15 protein-coding genes and 1 pseudogene are annotated in these 18,912 nt (G+C 63.9%); 4 read left to right on the forward strand and 12 right to left on the reverse strand.

Translation table 11 applies throughout. The annotated features are described in order from the left end of the window. The 6 genes and pseudogenes from E1809_RS10500 to E1809_RS10525 all read right to left on the reverse strand — a co-directional run. Positions 1–339 (reverse strand): annotated as a pseudogene (locus E1809_RS10500) (hypothetical protein); the annotation flags it as partial. A gap of 111 nt (positions 340–450) precedes the next feature. Beyond that, entirely contained in the window at positions 451–1,473 is a 1,023-nt protein-coding gene (locus E1809_RS10505; protein ID WP_133204189.1) for a DegV family protein, read from the reverse strand. Positions 1,474–1,530: 57 nt separating this feature from the next. Next, positions 1,531–4,059 (reverse strand): leucine--tRNA ligase, encoded by a 2,529-nt coding sequence (gene leuS / locus E1809_RS10510; protein ID WP_133204310.1) that lies wholly within the window; start codon positions 4,057–4,059, stop codon positions 1,531–1,533. Between the two features lie 335 nt (positions 4,060–4,394). Further along, positions 4,395–5,909 (reverse strand): glycerol kinase GlpK, encoded by a 1,515-nt coding sequence (gene glpK / locus E1809_RS10515; protein ID WP_133204190.1) that lies wholly within the window; start codon positions 5,907–5,909, stop codon positions 4,395–4,397. A gap of 57 nt (positions 5,910–5,966) precedes the next feature. Further along, positions 5,967–6,716, reverse strand: a complete 750-nt coding sequence (locus E1809_RS10520) for an MIP/aquaporin family protein (RefSeq protein ID WP_133204191.1) — start codon at positions 6,714–6,716, stop codon at positions 5,967–5,969. A gap of 174 nt (positions 6,717–6,890) precedes the next feature. Beyond that, positions 6,891–8,678 (reverse strand): glycerol-3-phosphate dehydrogenase/oxidase, encoded by a 1,788-nt coding sequence (locus tag E1809_RS10525; protein ID WP_133204192.1) that lies wholly within the window; start codon positions 8,676–8,678, stop codon positions 6,891–6,893. A 167-nt stretch (positions 8,679–8,845) separates the two neighbouring features. Here E1809_RS10525 and E1809_RS10530 point away from each other — a divergent pair, with 167 nt between their 5' ends. Genes E1809_RS10530 through E1809_RS10545 form a run of 4 tightly spaced genes read left to right on the forward strand, consistent with a single transcriptional unit; the run spans position 8,846 to position 12,781 of the window. Then, positions 8,846–9,808, forward strand: a complete 963-nt coding sequence (locus E1809_RS10530) for a sugar-binding transcriptional regulator (protein WP_133204193.1) — start codon at positions 8,846–8,848, stop codon at positions 9,806–9,808. A gap of 54 nt (positions 9,809–9,862) precedes the next feature. Beyond that, the gene (locus E1809_RS10535; RefSeq protein WP_133204194.1) at positions 9,863–10,744 is read left to right on the forward strand and encodes an aldo/keto reductase; all 882 of its coding nucleotides are present in this window, start codon (positions 9,863–9,865) and stop codon (positions 10,742–10,744) included. Between the two features lie 10 nt (positions 10,745–10,754). Beyond that, entirely contained in the window at positions 10,755–11,699 is a 945-nt protein-coding gene (locus E1809_RS10540; RefSeq protein WP_133204195.1) for an alpha/beta fold hydrolase, read from the forward strand. Continuing rightward, positions 11,696–12,781, forward strand: coding sequence for a glycosyltransferase family 4 protein (locus tag E1809_RS10545; protein WP_133204196.1), 1,086 nt, complete (start codon positions 11,696–11,698; stop codon positions 12,779–12,781). Before E1809_RS10540 ends, E1809_RS10545 begins: the two co-directional genes overlap by 4 nt. A 3-nt stretch (positions 12,782–12,784) precedes the next feature. Here the strand turns inward: E1809_RS10545 and E1809_RS10550 are convergent, their stop codons facing one another. The 6 genes from E1809_RS10550 to mihF all read right to left on the reverse strand — a co-directional run bounded on the left by E1809_RS10550 (position 12,785) and on the right by mihF (position 18,897). Next, positions 12,785–14,917 carry a primosomal protein N' gene (locus E1809_RS10550; RefSeq protein WP_133204197.1) on the reverse strand — a complete coding sequence of 711 codons (2,133 nt, stop codon included), beginning with the start codon at positions 14,915–14,917 and terminating at the stop codon, positions 12,785–12,787. A 119-nt stretch (positions 14,918–15,036) separates the two neighbouring features. Next, a complete protein-coding gene (metK, locus tag E1809_RS10555; protein WP_133204198.1) occupies positions 15,037–16,263 on the reverse strand; it encodes a methionine adenosyltransferase in 1,227 nt (408 codons plus the stop codon). Positions 16,264–16,357: 94 nt separating this feature from the next. After that, on the reverse strand, positions 16,358–17,611 hold the full coding sequence (gene coaBC / locus E1809_RS10560; RefSeq protein ID WP_133204199.1) for a bifunctional phosphopantothenoylcysteine decarboxylase/phosphopantothenate--cysteine ligase CoaBC: 1,254 nt from the start codon (positions 17,609–17,611) through the stop codon (positions 16,358–16,360). A 26-nt stretch (positions 17,612–17,637) separates the two neighbouring features. Continuing rightward, positions 17,638–17,898, reverse strand: a complete 261-nt coding sequence (rpoZ, locus tag E1809_RS10565) for a DNA-directed RNA polymerase subunit omega (protein WP_078109003.1) — start codon at positions 17,896–17,898, stop codon at positions 17,638–17,640. A 39-nt stretch (positions 17,899–17,937) separates the two neighbouring features. After that, positions 17,938–18,510 carry a guanylate kinase gene (gene gmk / locus E1809_RS10570; protein WP_133204200.1) on the reverse strand — a complete coding sequence of 191 codons (573 nt, stop codon included), beginning with the start codon at positions 18,508–18,510 and terminating at the stop codon, positions 17,938–17,940. 60 nt (positions 18,511–18,570) lie between these two features. Continuing rightward, positions 18,571–18,897, reverse strand: a complete 327-nt coding sequence (gene mihF / locus E1809_RS10575; RefSeq protein ID WP_133204201.1) for an integration host factor, actinobacterial type — start codon at positions 18,895–18,897, stop codon at positions 18,571–18,573. Positions 18,898–18,912 lie beyond the last annotated feature (15 nt).

Below are 18,912 nucleotides of genomic sequence, written 5' to 3' on the forward strand. Positions count from 1 at the left end.
GACCAAGGGCTCGGCGGCCGGCTGCGCTGCGAAGGCCTTCCAGCCAAACCAAGCCAGAAGTGCGAGGCAAGGAATTGCGAGGATTGCCGCGACACGCCACGGCGTACGCCACCGGACCCTTAGCGGACGCTGCAGCTCCGCGACGATCGTGTCGCTGTCATCGTCGGATGGTTCCTTCTCCGGGCCGTGGTGCTGAGGTTCTGCCCGGGCTTTTCCGCTCTGGACGGGCAAGGGCAACAGCGCCGGGACGCCGACGTCAACCCCGAGGCGCGCGGCGAAGCGATTCCGTGCAGCTTGGGCGGCGTCGTAGGCCGAGACGGCACCCTTTCTGCGTGGCATACCCCGAGCCTAGAACCGCCCCGTCATGATGTGCAGGCCCATCCCGCCGTATGTGGACAACATCGCGACGCCCCCTATTGGATCCAATCGACGGGTCGATCCTGCACCGACTCAATATTCCGGTGACCAGTATTCCGGAGCCAATGGATCTTCCGACGTGACTTGCTCGCCTGGGCCGACGACCACCGCAAGGACTCCCAGTCCTGCGTGTGCCGCCAGTACGGCGGGAAGCGCGCTGAGTTGGACCGCTGGGCATGAACTGCAGTCCTCCGCCAGCCGTGACGCGAGTTGCTCAGCCTCGCCCACGTTTCCGAAGTGGTGGACAGCGAGCCGCGACTGGCCCGCGGGACGCGAATTGACGTCTGCCGCAACGATTTCTTCGAGACGCGCGATGGCCCGGGCCGCCGAACGCACTTTTTCCAGCGGAACGATCTTTCCATCGTCGACCGCCAGGATCGGCTTGATTGAGAGCATCGTGCCGAGAAGTGATGCGGCGGCGCCTATTCTTCCTCCACGCCGTAGCTGCTCAAGGCTAGGAACATAAAAATAGACCTTCGTGGCCGCCAGCCTCTCTTCCGCGAGGGCTTTGACGTCCGATGCCGCAAGGCCCGTGCCTGCGGCGAGGAGCGCTGCTTGCACTCCCATGCCGAGCGCCATCCCGACGGTGCGTGAGTCAACAACTTCGACGGGAATGGATACACGCTGGGCGGCCAGCCTTGCGGCGTCTGCGGTCCCGGACAGGCCTGCGGAAATATGGAGGGAGACAATTGATTCGAAACCACGCCGCTGGGCGGCGAGATATGCCTGTTCGAACTGGCCCGGGGACGGCCTGGACGTTTTGACCGAAGCTCCCGCGACCAGGGCCAACGAGAGCGTTTCGGTGATGTCGTCTTCGCCTTCGCCGTAAATTTCTTCGCCGACCATGACCGGCATCGGTACGATGGCGAGCCGTCCGTCAGCCACGAACGGCTTGACCCAATCGGACGGAAGGGCGGCTGCCGAATCGGTAACGACGGCGGTGCGCACCACGATCGGGAGCGGTTCCGCAGTGCCGCGTGCCGGCGTCGTCGGCTGGCGCAGGCGCGATAAACGGTCCCTGAGCCACAGCCAGGCTGGTGGTTCGCGATCCGTCAACGGTGCCTCCTGGGCTGCTGGCCGGCCGCCGGCGGGTGCCGGCGGCCGGATTCCCGGCTACGCCGGAACGATGTTGACCAGTTTAGGTGCGCGAACGATCACTGTGCGGATCCCGCGGCCATCGAGCGCCCGCTGGACATTCTCGCTGGCGAGGGCGAGTTCGCGCAATGCGTCTACGCTGACGTCGGGCGAGACTTCCAGCCGGTCGCGCACTTTGCCCTGGACCTGCACGACGGCCGTCACCGTGTCCTGGACAAGGAGTGACGGATCGTGTGCGGGCCAACCAGCGTTCGCCACCGAGGCCGGGTGCCCCAACTGGTTCCACATGTCTTCGGCCGTGTACGGGGCGAAGAGGCTCAGGATGACAGCCACGGCCTCGGCCGCTTCGCGGACTGCTGGATCCGCGCCTCCCGCACCCGAATCGATGGCCTTGCGGGTTGCGTTGACCAACTCCATCAGCTTTGCCACGACGACGTTGAACTTGTTGTTGTCAAGAAGCTCGACGGCGTCGGCGATGGTGCGGTGCGTGACGGTGCGGAGGGCGCGGTCCCCCGTGGCAGCGTCGACGCCAGGTTCGCTCGTGACGTCCTGGCCAAGGCGCCACGCCCGGGCGAGGAACTTCGCGGAGCCCGACGGCGAGACATCCGCCCAGTCGACGTCGTCTTCCGGCGGCGAAGCGAAGACCATCGTGAGCCGGACGGCGTCCACGCCGAACTTGTCCAGTTGCTCGCCGAGGTCCACACCATTGCCAAGCGACTTGCTCATGGCCTTGCCGCCGTTGAGGACCTGTCCCTGGTTGAGCAAGGCACTGAACGGTTCATCTGCTTCAAGGAGGCCCATGTCGTGGATGACTTTGGTGAAGAAGCGGGCATATAGGAGGTGTAGGATGGCGTGCTCCACGCCGCCCACGTACTGACCAACCGGCATCCAGTCGTTGATCGTTGCCGGATCGAACGGACCTTCTGTGTAGTGCGGGGAGACGAAGCGCAGGAAGTACCAGGACGAGTCGACGAAGGTGTCCATGGTGTCGGTGTCGCGCTGGGCGGCACGCCCGCAGTTGGGGCACTCCACGTTGACCCATTCTGCGGCAGCAGCGAGCGGGGAGGTTCCCCTCGGCGACAATGCCTCGCCACGCAGGTCCTCGGGCAGCGTGACCGGCAATTGATCATCGGGCACGGGGACTTCGCCGCATTCGGCACAGTGGATGATGGGGATCGGGGTACCCCAGAACCGCTGGCGGCTCAGGAGCCAGTCACGGAGGCGGAAGTTGACGAACTTCTCCCCTGTGCCGAGCTTCTCGAGGATCTCAATGGCAGCCGGGATGGCTTCGGCCTTCGACAGTCCGTCCAGATCGCCGGAATTCATGAGGGTGCCTTCGCCGGCGGTCGCGACGCCGGTTTCTGCCGGGTCTTCTGCGCCAGTATCGAGCACCGCGCGCACGGGAAGGTCGAAAGCACGTGCGAAATCGAGGTCGCGCTGGTCATGGGCAGGGACGGCCATGATGGCGCCTGTGCCGTAGTCGGCGAGCACGTAGTCAGCCGCCCAGACAGGCAGCTTTTCACCGTTGAGCGGGTTGATGGCGTAGCGGCCGGTGAAGACGCCGGTCTTCTCGCGTTCGGTGGACTGGCGCTCGATGTCCGAGAGGGCCTTGACCCGTTCGCGGTAAGCCATCAGGTCATCGTGGTGTTCGGGCGTGACAAGGTCGAGGGCCAAGTGGGCGTCCGCGGCCACAACGAAGAACGTCGCACCGTACAGGGTGTCGGGGCGAGTGGTGAATACGGTGACCTCGCGTTCAGCCCTGGTGTCCGTGGCTTCGATGCGGAACCGCACGTGGGCGCCTTCGGAGCGGCCGATCCAGTTGCGCTGCATGGCGAGCACGCGCTCGGGCCAATGTCCCTGGAGTTCGGACATGTCGTCCAGCAGGCGGTCGGCGTAGTCCGTGATCTTGAAGTACCACTGGTTCAGGGACTTCTTGGTCACCGGGGTTCCACAGCGTTCGCAGGCGCCGTTGACCACTTGCTCATTGGCGAGGACGGTCAGGTCCTTCGGGCACCAGTTGACCGGGGAATCTTTGCGGTAAGCCAGTCCCCGCTCGTAAAAGCGCTTGAACAGCCATTGCGTCCACTGGTAGTACTCCGGGTCCGAGGTGTGCAGGCGGCGGGACCAGTCCGCGGAGATGGCGTAGCGCTTGAACGACGCCGCTTGCGTGTCGATGTTCGCGTAGGTCCACTCGCTCGGGTGGGCATTCCGCTTGATGGCCGCGTTCTCAGCGGGCAGGCCGAAGGAATCCCAGCCGATCGGGTGCAGGACGTCGAAGCCCTTCTGGCGCAGATACCGTGCAACGACGTCGCCCATCGCGAAGGCCTCTGCGTGGCCCATGTGGAGGTCGCCGGACGGATAGGGGAACATGTCCAGGACGTAGCGCCGCTCGCGCGATCCGTCGTCGAGAGGGGTGAAGACTTTGAGGTCTTCCCAGACCTGTGGCCATTTGGCCTCCATCGCCGCAAAGCTGTAGACGCCCTCCTCGGGCGTTTCACCTGCCACGCTTGACTGTGCTCCGGTGTCTGTCTCCGGCTGAACGCTCACTGCTGCCCTCTTCTGTTCTTCCATCACGGTTTTGCCTCCTGCCCCACGTTCCGGAAAGTCCCGGACACACAAAAGCCCCTCGGCAAGGAGGGGCGGCCGCTCGGTCTTCGATAAAACCGGGCGGCTAGCTAAGCAGAAGGATCGCACGCATAAACCTACTCTAGCGCACCACAGTGAGCGGACTGGGATTCCAGGGAGGTGACCCGCACAGTGGCGAGGGAGGCAGGTTTCGAGGGGGCGGCCCCTCGCCCGGGTGTGGTGGGCACCGCGAAGCGGGCGGGGCAGGGGCCGCCCCCTCGAAACAGGTGAGGAGAACCTCTCCGGAGCGGCAGAACTTACCTCACGTCGTCGTCCACCCAGTCCATCGACTTGGTGACAGCCTTCTTCCAGAGGCGCAACTGCCGCTCTTGCTCGTCCGCGGGCAACTGCGGTTCCCAGCGCTTGTCCTCGCCCCAGTTCGCGCTCAACTCGCCGAGGTCCTTCCAGAATCCGACGGCGAGCCCAGCCGCGTAGGCTGCCCCGAGTGCCGTCGTTTCAACCACCTTCGGACGGACAACAGGGACGCCCAGAATATCGGCCTGGAACTGCATGAGTGCCTCGTTGGCGACCATTCCGCCGTCGACCTTTAGCTCTGTCAGCGGGACGCCCGAGTCGGCGTTGACGGCGTCGAGCACTTCGCGGGTCTGGAAGGCGGTGGCCTCCAGCGCCGCGCGGGCGATGTGGCCCTTGTTGGCGAAGCGGGTCAGCCCCACGATGGCTCCGCGGGCGTCCGCTCGCCAGTATGGTGCGAACAAGCCGGAGAACGCCGGAACGATGTAGACGCCGCCGTTGTTTTCGACGCCCGCGGCGAGGGCTTCCACCTCGGGCGCGGAGCTGATCAGGTTCAGGTTGTCCCGGAGCCACTGGATCAGGGAGCCCGTCACGGCGATGGAACCTTCCAGCGCGTAATGGGGTTTGGCGTCGCCCAGCTTGTAGCCCAGCGTGGTCAGCAGGCCGTTCTTCGAGTGGACGATTTCCTCGCCGGTGTTGAAGATCAGGAAGCAACCCGTGCCATAGGTGTTTTTCGCTTCGCCGGGCTGGAATGCGGCTTGGCCGAACGTGGCGGCTTGCTGGTCGCCCAGGATGCCGGCGACGGGGACTTCGCGGAGCAACTGGGAGGTGTGGACTGTTCCGTAGACCTCCGAGGAGGATTTGATCGCGGGCATCATCGATGCCGGAACACCGAAGGCGTCGAGGATTTCCTGGTCCCACTGCAGGGTTTCCAAGTCCATGAACATGGTGCGCGAGGCGTTCGTGACGTCCGTTGCGTGCACCCCACCGTCGACTCCGCCGGTCAGGTTCCACAGGACCCAGCAGTCGGTGTTTCCGAAAATGAGGTCGCCGGCTTCGGCTTTGGCCCGCGCACCTTCGACGTTGTCCAGGATCCATTTGATCTTGGTTCCGGAGAAGTAGGTGGCGAGTGGCAGGCCGACCTGCTGCTTGAACCTTTCCGCTCCCCCGTCGCGCGCGAGCTCGTCGACGATCGGCTGGGTCCGGGTGTCTTGCCAGACGATGGCGTTGTAGATCGGCTGGCCCGTGTTCTTGTCCCACACGACGGCGGTTTCGCGTTGGTTGGTGATTCCGACGGCCGCGATGTCATGCCGGGTCAGGTTGGCTTTCGACAACGCCGAGCCGACAACTTCCCGGACGTTGTCCCAGATCTCGATGGGGTTGTGTTCCACCCAGCCGGCCTGGGGGAAGATCTGTTCGTGTTCCATCTGGCCGGTGGAGACGATGTTGCCCGAGTGGTCGAAGACGATGGCGCGCGAGCTGGTGGTTCCCTGGTCGATGGCGATGACGTATTGCGACATTTTGACGTCCTTGTCTGGTTGGTGGTGCGTGGATTGGCTGTTGTTCGGAGCGTTGTGTTACTTGGTGACGGTTGCCATGATCGGCAGTCCGTGGGCGACGAGGCCGGCGATGGTTCCGCCCAGGAGCGGGCCGACCACGGGAACCCAGGAGTAGGCCCAGTCGCTGGACCCTTTGCCCTTGATCGGGAGGACCGCGTGGGCGATGCGCGGGCCGAGGTCACGGGCGGGGTTGATGGCGTAGCCTGTGGGGCCGCCAAGGGAAGCGCCGATACCGACGACGAGCAACGCCACTGCGAGGGGGCCGAGGCCGGACGGGGTTCCGCCGAAAGCAAGGATCACGAAGACCAGTACAAACGTGGCGATGATTTCGGTGACGAGGTTCCACGGATAGGAGCGGATGGCAGGTCCGGTGGAGAAAACGGCGAGTTTGCTTGCCGGGAGGGGCTCGACGTCGAAATGCTGCTTGTGCGCGAGCCACACCACAACGGCGCCCAGGAAAGCGCCGAGCAGTTCGCCGCCGAAGTAGGTGAACGTCGAGGCGGCGCTGACCGCCACACCCGGAGCGAACTCCGCCTTGCCGTTGATCAGCAGGCCAAGGGTTACGGCTGGGTTCAGGTGTGCGCCGGACATGGCCGCCACGTAGACACCGGCGAAGACAGCAATGCCCCAGCCGAAATTCACCATCAGGAATCCGCCGTTGTTGCCCTTGGTGCCTTTGAGCGCGACGTTTGCAACGACGCCACAGCCCAGCAGGGTTAGCATGCCGGTTCCGAATACTTCGGAAAGGAAAACAATTCCGAGAGACATCTTTGACTCCTCATTTTCTTCTGTTGTCGGCCCCTCGCACTTGTTGGGGGCCGTTGGTCCGACGTTCGGAGGCGCCGTACCGGTTGCGGTGCCCGGCGGCAAACCGGGGCACGGCAACCCTTGTGTCCGGGGTTTGTGGTCCGGACAATCAAGCTGTTGTGACGTACATTACGTTCACGAGACGAGGCTGTGAACAGTCACGCCATGGAAGTGCTGCAGAACATGCTGGGCGTGCTCGATTTCGGCGTCGCACCGGGCCGGTTCCCAGCCAAGTTCGCCTGCAAGCACGTCTGTCACCTCATTGAGCAGCTCGCCAGTGACGAGTCCGCGGAAGGCCAATGACGTCCGACGGATGAGGACGTCCACGAGGTGGCCGACCTGTTCGTTCGCGGCCATGAACTCCAGTTCCCGGACGCTCAGTTCGTTGGTGGAGCGCAGTTTCCGGTCCTCACCCGCGGCGAGATAGGCGATGACCGCTTCCGCCCGGGTTCCGTACCGGGTCAGCAGGCCTTCCACCCGTTCGGCGTCGAGGCCGGGCGCCATGTGCTCCTTGATCCAGTCCTGGACCCCGTCTTCCGTAGTGGGGAAGCCGACGCCTCCCCCGATGGCGAGCTTCGCCGTCGTCGTCTTCCGTTCCATGCCCAATTCGCGCAGGACGTCGTTGCCCAGGTGCTCGGCAAGAGCGCGGAATGTCGTCCACTTTCCACCCACCAGGGAGAGTACGACGGCGGCCTTGCCGCCTGGTGCGGCAGCGGCACCAATAGCTGGACGCTCGCTTCGTTCGATGCGGTAGTCGCGGGAAACGAATCCGGGTTGGGTTTCATCGTGGCGCGGCAAGGGCCGGACGCCGGCGAAGCTGTAGACGATTTGGTCCCGGTTGACGGAGATCGAGGGGAAGACGTTACCGACGAGGTCGAAGAAGTAGTCGATCTCGGCCTCGGTGCACACGGCGTCCTCTGACATGTCGGCATCGACATCCGTGGTGCCAACGAGGACCCGGTCGCCCATTGGGTAGATGAGGACGATCCTGCCATCGGTGTGTTCGAAGAATATTTCGCGGCCGTTGCAAGCTGCCAGGAGTTCAGGGTGGTCCAGGACGATATGCGATCCCTTGGTCCCTCCCATGAACCGGGTCGCGGAGCCAATTGCGGCATTGGTCTGGTCTACCCAGGCGCCCGTGGTGTTCACGATGACGTCCGCCCGGAAGGTGAATTCCTCGCCTGAGAGTTCATCCCGGAGCAACACGGTGCCGGCGGTCGGGTCCATTGAGACGAGCGAAACATAATTGCTTGGCCGGGCGCTGCCACCCGGCAAGGCGCTGCCTCTGCCGGCCTTTTCGCCGTCTTGCAGAACGTCGAGGGTCAATCGTTCGGGATTGTGGACCGACGCGTCGAAATAGGTAGCGGTGTACTTGATGCCCGGGTGCAGCCGGGGCAATTCGGCCAGGGCGTTTTCCCGTCCGTGGAACTGGTGGCGCGGCACGCTGCCGCCGTCGCGGGAGAAGAAATCGTAGATGCTCAAGCCGAGCTTGATGAGGAAGGCGCCGCGTTCCTTCGGCTTGCCTTGCTTGTGCGTGAGGAAGCGCATGGGTGCCGACAGCATCCCCGAAAAGGTGCTGAAGATCGGGATGGTCGTTTGCAGGGGCTTCACGTAATGCGGGGCGATCTTCAGGAGCCGGTTGCGCTCTACGACCGATTCCTGCACGAGGCGGAATTCGCCGTTCTCGAGGTAGCGGATGCCGCCATGGATCATGTGGGACGAGGCCCCGCTTGCACCCTGGCAGTAGTCGCCGCGCTCCACCAGCGCTACGTCCACGCCTTGGAGGGCGAGGTCGCGGAAGGTTCCGACGCCGTTGATGCCACCGCCGATGACGAGCACCTGGGCTGCTGCCCGCTCGCGAAGGGCCGACGCGGAGGTTCGATGTGTTCCCGCTGCGGAACCGGAAAAGTTGTTGTGTCCCAAAACTGCTCCCTTGGGCTGTGGTTGTGGTGGTGCTGGGTTTCGGATGTGCACTGCGTCACGTGGCGGTGCTGCGTGCACAACTATTCTTCGAAGGGATGGAAAATGAAATCAACCCATTTGCACAAACGTGCAAAATCGGAACCGTACCGGATTGAAACGGAACAGCGATGGCACGATCACGGCATTCGGATGCCCTCAGGGCAGCGCAGATGTACTACCTTCAAGACCTCACGATGGACGCGATTGCGCGGGAATTGCGGACCTCGCGTTCAACCGTTTCCCGGCTCTTGTCTTCGGCGCGCGAGTCCGGACTGGTACAGGTCCAGATCCGCAGCCCGTTCGATTCCGCGCCGGAACTGGAGCGCCTGATCCGTAGCCGCTACGGCGTCGACGCGCATGTGGTGCCCGTCCTGGAGACCCTCAATGAGGCGGAAACCTTGGAAAGAGTGGCCATCCAGGCGGCCAGGACCATCGGTCCGCTCGTAGATTCCAACGCCATCATCGGCGTTGCCTGGGGCGCGACCATCAGTGCCGTCAGCAGGCACTTGACGCGCAAGATCACGCACGACAGCACTTTCGTGCAACTCAATGGGGCCGGGAACATGCAGACCACCGGCATCACGTACGCCAGTGACATCATGCGCCGCTTCGGCCTTGCCTACGGCGCTCGGGTGGAACAGTTCCCCGTCCCAGCGTTCTTTGACCACGCCTCCACGAAGACTGCGATGTGGAATGAACGAAGCGTCCAGCGCGTGCTCGATCTCCAAGCGCGCATGGGCATCGCCATTTTCGGCGTTGGATCCGTCGATTCGGACTATCCGAGCCACGTTTATGCCGGCGGCTACCTGGACGAAACGGATCTCAACCTGTTGGCGGGCTCTGACGTGGTGGGCGATGTTGCCACTGTCTTCTTCCGGGCCGACGGCTCATCGGATGGAATCACTTTGAACGAACGTTCCACCGGACCTAGCCACGAGCAATTGCGTCAGGTCCGGCGCCGCATCTGCGTCGTCTCCGGCGCGTCCAAAATCAACGGCCTGCGCGGTGCCCTCAACGCGCGCCTGGCGACCGACTTGATTGTTGACGAAGGTACGGCCAAACGCCTCGTGAGTTTCGATGGCACATCCTGACCATTTGGCATTTCCTTGGACATTCCCGGCGCAGAGGTAGGTAAAGTCAAGGCTATGAAACCCTCGCCCAGGCTCAGTCTCAACAACGGCGTCATGATTGACCAGTTGGGATTCGGGCTCTACAAAGTGCCGCCGGCCGACGCCGCTTCCCTCGTGGCGACCGCCATCGGCGCCGGCTACAGGCATTTCGATACCGCGGCCATGTACGGAAATGAATACGGCGTGGGCCGTGGCATCGGCAGCGCAGTGATCCCGCCGGCCGCATTGGATGGACAGACGGGCGGCTCGGGGGAAAGCACACACCTGCTTTCCCGCGAAGACGTCTTCGTCACCACGAAAGTATGGAACGACGACCAAGGCTATGACGCTACGCTGCGAGCATTCGACGCCTCCATGGCCAGCCTGGGCTTGGACTACGTCGATCTGTACCTGATCCACTGGCCATGCGCAGGGCGCGGCCTGTACCAGGAAAGCTACCGTGCCATGGAAACCCTGTACCGGGAAGGCCGGGTCCGTGCCATCGGGGTTTCAAATTTCCAGGCCGCCCATCTCGAAGCCCTCATGCAAAAGGCCGAAGTGGTCCCCGCCGTCAACCAAATCGAGCTCCACCCGTGGCTGCAGCAACCCCGGCTCAGGACCTTGCACGAACAACTGCGGATCCGTACCGCGGCCTGGAGCCCCCTGGGGCGCGGCGAGGTCCTTCACGATCCGGCCATTCGCGCCCTCGCCGACAAGTACGGAAAGACAGCTGCACAGATCGTCGTCCGCTGGCATATCCAACTCGGGAACATCGTGATTCCAAAGGCCAGCAGCGCGGCACGGATCCAGGAGAATTTCGACGTCTTCGGTTTCCAACTGGAACCCGCCGACATGGACGGACTCGCAGCACTAGAGCGTCACCACCGCACGGGGTCACACCCGGACAACGTCACGTAGGACCCGCCGAATGGAACAAGTGGACAACCACTCCCCCAAACCCGAACAGACCTCCCCCAAGGAGTTTTTCAGCAAAAGCCTGGCCAACCGGACCAGAGCATCGGACATCGACCTTGACGGCAGCAACGTGGCCTATTGGTGCTATGAACCGGTGACCACAACCCCCGCGACGCGGACAATCCTGGTAATCCACGGTTTCCGCGGTGACCACCATGGCCTGCTCCGGGTGGTGGACCACCTTCCGGAAATGCGGGTGATCATGCCGGACCTCCCGGGCTTCGGCAGTTCGGAACCGTTTGCCGGCGACCCGCACACAGTAGAACGCTTCGGGAAGTTCATCACCGGCTTCATGGCGGCCCTGGAACTCGGCCCCGACACCGTGCTCCTGGGGCACTCCTTCGGTTCGATCATTGCCAGCCACTTCGCAGCCGCCAACCCCGGAGCCATCCGCCCGCTCATCCTGGTCAATCCCATCGCAGCGCCTGCTTTGGAAGGACCCAAGGGCATCATGACAAAGCTTGCGATCTTCTACTACCAGGCCTCCGCAACGCTCCCGCGCCGCCTGGGACTGGCACTCCTGCGGAGCCGGCTCATTGTCCGGATCATGAGCGCGGCCATGGCCAAGACCCGGGACAAGGAACTGCGTGCCTTCGTGCACGGCCAACACGATGCGTACTTCTCGGCTTTCGCGGACCGCGCGAGCCTCCTCGAATCCTTCCGCGCCTCGGTGTCCAGCCACGTCGGCGAGGTCGCCGGCCAACTGGACCTCCCTGTCTTGCTGGTAGCCGGCGAGAAGGACGAGATCGCACTTCTCCGTGACCAGCACAAACTGATGGAACTGCTGCCCGATGGTGCGCTGGAAGTGATTCCCGGCGTCGGGCATTTAATCCATTACGAGACACCGGCGCCGGCCGCTGCCGCTATTCGCCGCTTCCTGGAGGAACACCCCGCGTGAAAATCGTCATCGACGCCCGTTTCACCCGCACGGACCACCATGACGGCATCAGCCGCTACGGTGCGAGCCTCATCGCGGCAACGTCAAAGATCGCGGATGTCACCATGCTCATCAGCGACAAACGCCAGCTCGCACTCCTGCCGGACGTCCCTTACGTGGAGATCGGCAGCCCGCTGTCCCCGCTTGAGCTGTTCGTCGCCCGCGCAGTCAACAAGCTGGATCCCGACGTCGTCGTGTGCCCGATGCAGACCATGGGCAGCATCGGGCGGAAGTACGGCCTGGTCCTGACTCTCCACGACCTCATTTACTACGAGCACCCGACGCCTCCCGGCTTCCTCCCGGCACCCGTCCGCGTGCTCTGGCGGCTCTACCACAAGGCGTACTGGCCTCAGCGCCTCCTGCTCAACCGTGCCGACGTCGTCGCCACCATCAGCCACACCACCGAGTCCCTCATGGCCAAATTCAGGTTGACCCGGCGACCCGTCCGTATCGTGGGCAACGCACCCCAGCCTGGCCAAACACCCCGGAATCCCGACGGCGGAGCAGAGAAATCCCTGCTCTACATGGGTTCGTTCATGCCATACAAGAATGTGGAAACCATGGTCCAGGGCATGGCTGAACTGCCCGGATTCACCCTGCACCTCCTGAGCCGGATCACGCCCGAACGCCGCGCGGAACTTGAAGTCCTGGTCCCGCAGGGGGCGAATGTCCAGTTCCATAACGGTGTCACGGATGCGGAATACGACGCGCTGCTGCTCAAGACCACCGCACTCATCAGCCTGTCCAAGGCCGAAGGCTACGGCCTGCCGCTGGTTGAAGCCATGGCGTTGGGCACTCCTGTGATCGCGAGCGACATCCCGATCTTCCGCGAAGTGGGAGCCGATGCGGCAAGCTACGTAGAAGCGGAATCTCCCGCCGAATTTGCCGCAGCAGTCCGTGCCCTCGAGGACGAAGATGTCTGGAAAGCGGCGTCGCGCCGCTCCGTGGAGCGCGCGGCAGATTTCACCTGGGACGAGTCGGCCCGCCAATTGCTGGCGGTAGCCGAAGAAGTGGTTGCGATCCGGCGTCGGAAGAAAAAGTAGGCGCTACAGGACGTCAACGCCGTCGAGCCGCAATTGGACGGGGCCGGAGGTGCGCTTCGCCGCGCTGGCAGCCTTCGTGGCGCGCATCGTCCGAGTGGCGTGGGCCGCCTGCCCGTACGGGATGAAGAACAATGTGCGCACTTCGGCGTCGTGGTCTTGGCCCGGGGTACGCGAGGCTTCCCGTTGCACTTCTGCAAGGATGACGGGTGCGGGGCCCACGGTACGCAACTGGATGTCCCTCGCCAGGCTTTCCGTGAAGTGCACGACGTCGGCGCGCTGGCCGGTGACGGACGCGATCCGCACGGCCGGTGGCAAGTGGAGTTCCTGCCGGAGTGATAGCTCGCGGGCGGCGTAGCCTGCCGGATCCCAACGAACCAGCGCGCCGGCCGCTGTGGTGTCGTCCGCCGTGACTACCACCAGGCCGCCTTCATCCGCCGGACGAACAAGGGCTGCCGCGTTGAACCACCGGCGCACCGTGTCCTCGCCTGCACGTAGGTTCTCCCTGCGCAGCAACGAGTTGCCGTCCAGGAGGAGTGCCGCAGCATATCCACCAGGGGCGACGGGTTCGGCTCCCACGGTTGCAACCACGAGCGCATGGGAATCGTTCACGGATGCCTTGACTTGATCACCCGAGGACGTCACTACGGTCTTTCCCGGAAAAGCCCTCCCCAGTTCCTCTGCCGTCCGGAGTACGCCGCTAGCCCCCTTACGCAGCCGGACACCCCCGCATGAACGGCAACGCCAATCGGGAGCCGGAACGGAACACCAACGGCACTGTGGAGGAGCCGATTGCCCGGCAACGGCGAGCGGTCCTTGGCAGTGGGTGCACCGGGCCGGTTCGCGGCACGTTTCGCAAACCAACGACGGCGCATAGCCGGCCCTGGCCACCTGGACCAGGACGGGGCCGCGCTCAAGGCCTTCCTTGGCCGCCCGCCAAGCCGCACCGGGCAAGCGGGCGATTCGTGCCAGCGGATCCCGCTCTTGTTCGAAACTGTCCGCGGTATTTAGCACGCGCGCCGTGTTGGCGCGGACGACGGAGCGTGGAGCTTCCACCGGAACGGCCCAGGCGACGTCGATGAGCCGCTGAAGTTCGGTGCTGCGGCTGTGGGCGGCGCCCAGGAACGCCGCGGATTCCTGTTCCGAACGAAGCAGCAGGATTTCCCGGGTGTGCGCGTAAGGTGCGCGCTGGTCGATGTGGAGGTCGTCGCCGTCGTCCCAACACGCCACGAGCCCAAGATCCTGCACGGGAGCGTAGGCCGCGGAACGCGTCCCCACCGCTACTTTGGCAGAACCGCTGAGGAGCCTGAGATAGCTCCGGTACCGCGGCGTCGGGCCGTCGTCGGCAGTCAACCGTGCCACGTCCTCGGCAGGCAGTACCGCGAGGAGCGCCGCTTCCATGCGGTCGAGATCGCGGTAGTCGGGAACGACGACGACGGCGCCACGCCCCGAGGACCGTACTGCTGCCACGGCCGAGGCCACGAGCTCCGGCCAGGCTGTGGGTCCGAACCCCTTCAACGCCGTCAACACTGCCCTGGGCGAGCCCCCGCTGGCGAGATGGCGCAGGTACGAAGCACCGTTGGTATAGGAACCCCACGCGGCATGTGCCGGACTGGCCGCTGGGGAGTTCTGGGCGACGCCCGGAGTTTCAACAGGATCGTCGCCGATCGCGTCACCGGCGAGGAACATCTTCTCAAGCCGTGCGACCCGTGGAGGAATTGCCGTGCGGAGGACATCGCTCAGCGTTCCGGCGTAGCGTGCAGCCAAGTTCGACGCGAGTTCGAGCATGGAGGGCGGCAACACCTGCAACGGTGACACCACTTTGAGGAGCGGTGACAGCGAATGACCGCCCTCCGACGACACTACGCGGTCGACGACGTAACCGTTGAGTTCCTGCCCACTGAACCGCACCTTGACGCGCACGCCCGGCAGCGCGGCGTCGTCCAGTTCGGCGGGGACGCTGTAATCAAAAGGCCGGTCCAGGTGCGGCAGCGGCGATTCGATGACGACGCGCGCCACGGGATTGGTTTCCGCGAGGGCCGGACCCGTTCCTGCCCGCGCGGGAAAGCCCTGCAGGAGGGATGGCTGCCGTGCAGGACCATGTGACGCGGAAAGGGCAAACAGCGGGTCCTCGCTCATGCGTGCCACCTCCCTGGGTACCGGCCGGAGACAAATCCGGTTCCGTTGCTCATCCTTGAATCAAGCCAAGCATGTACCACTGACAATTTTGTCCCGGCCGCATTCCTCGGATGTACGACTCAGGCGTTGAAGAACTCCTTGAGTTCGTCCACCCGGTCCAACCGTTCCCAAGTGAAGTCGGGCTCGTCGCGGCCGAAGTGGCCATGTGCGGCCGTCTTGGCGTAGATGGGACGCTTGAGGTCGAGGGCATCGATGATTGCCCGGGGACGGAGGTCGAAGATCTCTGAGATGGCTTCACTGATCTTGGCCGGATCAACTGTCTCCGTACCGAAGGTTTCCACGTAGGTGCCCACCGGCCGCGCTTGGCCGATCGCATAAGCGATCTGGATCTCAGCACGCTTGGCCAGGCCAGCAGCCACGACGTTCTTGGCCACCCAGCGCATCGCGTAGGCCGCGGAACGGTCCACCTTCGACGGATCCTTGCCGGAGAAAGCACCGCCGCCGTGGCGGGCAAAGCCCCCGTAGGTGTCAACGATGATCTTGCGGCCGGTCAACCCGGCGTCGCCCACGGGACCGCCAATGACGAAGGCTCCGGCGGGGTTCAGGATGTTCTTGATGTGGGAAATGTCCAGGTTGGACAGCGCCATGACGGGGTCGATCACGTGGGTGGCGAGGTCCGCACGCAGCTGATCGAGGCTGGTTCCTTCGGCGTGCTGGCTGGAAATCACGACAGTTTCAACCGAGACAGGACGATCGCCGTCGTATCCGACCGTGACCTGGGTCTTGCCGTCGGGGCGCAAGTATGCCAGTTCGCCGCTCTTGCGGACTTCCGTGAGGCGCTCGGAGAGCCGGTGCGCGAGCCAGATCGGGGTCGGCATGTAGGACGGCGTTTCGTCGCTCGCGTAGCCGAACATGATGCCTTGGTCGCCCGCGCCCTGAAGGTCGTAGTCGTCCTCCTCGCGGCCTTCGCGCGCCTCGAGGGAATTGAAGACGCCACCAGCGATGTCATTGGATTGCTGGCCGATCGAGACAGACACGCCGCAACGGGCGCCGTCGAAGCCATTGGCGGAGGAGTCATACCCGATTCCCAGGATGGTCTCACGGACGATCTGTGGAATTTCGACGTACGCGTCCGTAGTGACTTCGCCTGCCACATGCACCAGCCCCGTGGTGGCCATGGTTTCGACGGCAACGCGAGACTCGGGATCTGCCGCCAAGAGGGCATCAAGGATGGCGTCGCTGATCTGGTCGCAGATCTTGTCCGGGTGCCCTTCCGTCACAGACTCTGAGGTGAAGAGCCGGAGTTTGGACTGTGGAGGTTGGGGATGTTGCAGCGGTAAAGTCACTCGACTACCTTACTCGGTTGGGGGCGACCGGCCTTCGCCGTGTGTCCCTGTGCTAAGGAACGGACGTTCCCTGTGTTAATGAACGGGCGCGCGGCTACGTGACCGGCCGTACGCGCCCCAGTTCCGTACTGATGCGGTCAATCACGACGGCGGCAACATCCGTTTTGGTACCCGAAGCGCTCTGCGGGGCGGCGCCGTTGCCGGAGAGAATAATCACAGAGTTCTCGTCTTGGCCGAAGACCCGCCCTACACCTACTTGGTTGACTACCAGGAGGTCGCAGCCCTTGCGTTTGAGTTTGGCGGTGGCATGCTGGAGGACGTCGCCGTCCTCGTCGCCCGTTTCCGCGGCAAAACCGACGATCAATTGCGAACCCTTGTCCGCGTTCCGGCGTTCGACCAGTTCATGGAGGATGTCCGGGTTCTGCACGAGGTGCAGTACGGGAGCGTCGTCGCCGTTGCTCTTCTTGATTTTGGTGTCGGACACTTCAGCGGGGCGGAAATCGGCCACTGCGGCGGCCATAATCACGACGTCGGAGCCGGAGGCGGCTTCCAGCGCGGCGTCGCGGAGTTCCAAGGCTGATTCCACCCGGACAACATCGACACCCGATGGCGGCAAGACATCCATGTGGGCGGCAAGGAACGTGACCCGGGCGCCTGCTTCGAGGGCCGCGGCGGCAAGGGCGACGCCTTGCTTGCCGGATGACCGGTTGCCCAGGAAGCGCACTGGGTCCAGTGCTTCCCGGGTTCCTCCCGCGGATATCGTGACAGTCCGGCCCGCGAGGGGCTTGGACCCCAGGACATCACTGGAATCGACGGCAGCGGTATCGCCGGCCAGTGCGATGGCGGCAGCGAATATCGTTTCGGGTTCCGGAAGCCGGCCCGGACCGGAATCAGGACCGGTGAGTCGACCGACTGCCGGTTCGAGGACCGTGATGCCGCGGCTGCGCAAGGTTTCGACATTCGCCCGCGTAGCCGCGTTCTGCCACATTTCTGTGTGCATCGCAGGAGCGAACAGCACCGGGCCGTGGGCCATGAGGAGCGTATTTGTGAGCAGGTCGTTTGCTTGTCCGGTGGCCGCCTTGGCGAGCAGGTCCGCCGTCGCCGGAGCGACGACGATGAGGTCGGCCTCGTGGCCGAGGCGCACGTGGTTGACCTTGTCGACGTCGTCGAACACGCTGTTGCTCACGGGGTTGCCCGAGAGGGCCTCCCACGTAGCTACGCCGACGAACCGGCCGGCCGCTTCGGTGGGGATGACCGTGACATGGTGTCCGGCCTCAGTAAAAAGCCGGAGGAGCGATGCAACCTTGTAGGCTGCGATCCCTCCCCCGACTCCGAGGACTATGCGCACGTGACCTCCGTCAACAGGCTGTCTTTTTACTCTGCGGGCTCGATCGGGGTGGAAACCAGCAGGCCTTCGTTGATCTCGCGCAAGGCGATGGAAAGCGACTTTTCGTTGAGCTTCGTGTCGACCAGCGGGCCAACGTACTCGAAGAGGCCCTCGTGCAGCTGGGCGTAGTAGGCGTTGATCTGGCGCGCGCGCTTGGCGCCGAAAATCACCAGGCCGTACTTCGAATCGGCAGCAGCAAGCAGCGAATCGATCGGCGGGTTGATGATGCCTTCAAGGTTCGTGGACACGAAATCTCCAAATTCTAGCGGGCTGACAAGTGCTAGCGCTTAGCGCTGGTGCGGGGTAAGCCCCATGAGTGAAACAAGCTCGTCCGCTGCCCGGCGTACGTCGTCATTGATGACGGTGTGGTCAAACTCCGGTTCAGCGGCAAGTTCCAGTTTAGCGGTTTCCAGCCGACGCTGCTGTTCCTCCGGGGTTTCGGTGCCACGGCCAACCAAGCGGCGCACCATCTCGTCCCAGCTGGGCGGGGCCAGGAAGACGAAGTTGGCATCCGGCACGGCTGCCTTGACCTGGCGCGCTCCCTGCAGGTCGATCTCCAAAAGGACCGATTTGCCCTCGGCAATGGCCGCTTCAACCGTGCTGCGCAGTGTTCCGTATCGGTTCTTGCCGTGGACTACTGCCCACTCGAGCAATTGGCCTTCATCGACCAAGCCGTCGAATTCCTCGGCGGACTTGAAAAAGTAGTGGACCCCGTCCTTCTCCCCCGGGCGCGGGGCACGGGTGGTGGCCGAGACCGAAAGCCAGACTTCGGGGTAGTTGTCCCGGATATACGTGGATACGGTTCCCTTGCCTACGGCAGTAGGGCCAGCGAGGACGGTCAGTCCCGGATTCTTGCTCACATCGTCCTTTATGAAGAGTCACTGCACTTCGGCCGAGGCTGGTGGCCCCTGCCGAAGGCGCTAAACACTGTACTTGTCTTCCATGAAATCTATCAGCGACCGGGATTGGTGGATGCCCAGGCCACGAAGCCGGCGTGAAGGCGCGATTCCGATCTCAGCCATGATCGCCTGGGCCCGTACCGGACCGACGCCGGGAACGGCTTCGAGAAGCTCGGAAACCCGCATCCGTGCGATGGCCTCGTCCTCCTGCGCGGACTTGATCAGCTGGGCAAGCCCGAGTTCGCCGTGCCGGAGCTGTTCCTTGGCCGCGGCGCGCCGCGCACGCGCCCTTGCCGCCTTTTCCAAGGCATCCGAACGTTCCTGCGGAGACAACGCTTTCAACGTCATTGACGCATCCCCCTT

It is taken from the genome of Arthrobacter terricola (genome assembly GCF_004354015.1).
Lineage (GTDB): Bacteria > Actinomycetota > Actinomycetes > Actinomycetales > Micrococcaceae > Arthrobacter > Arthrobacter terricola.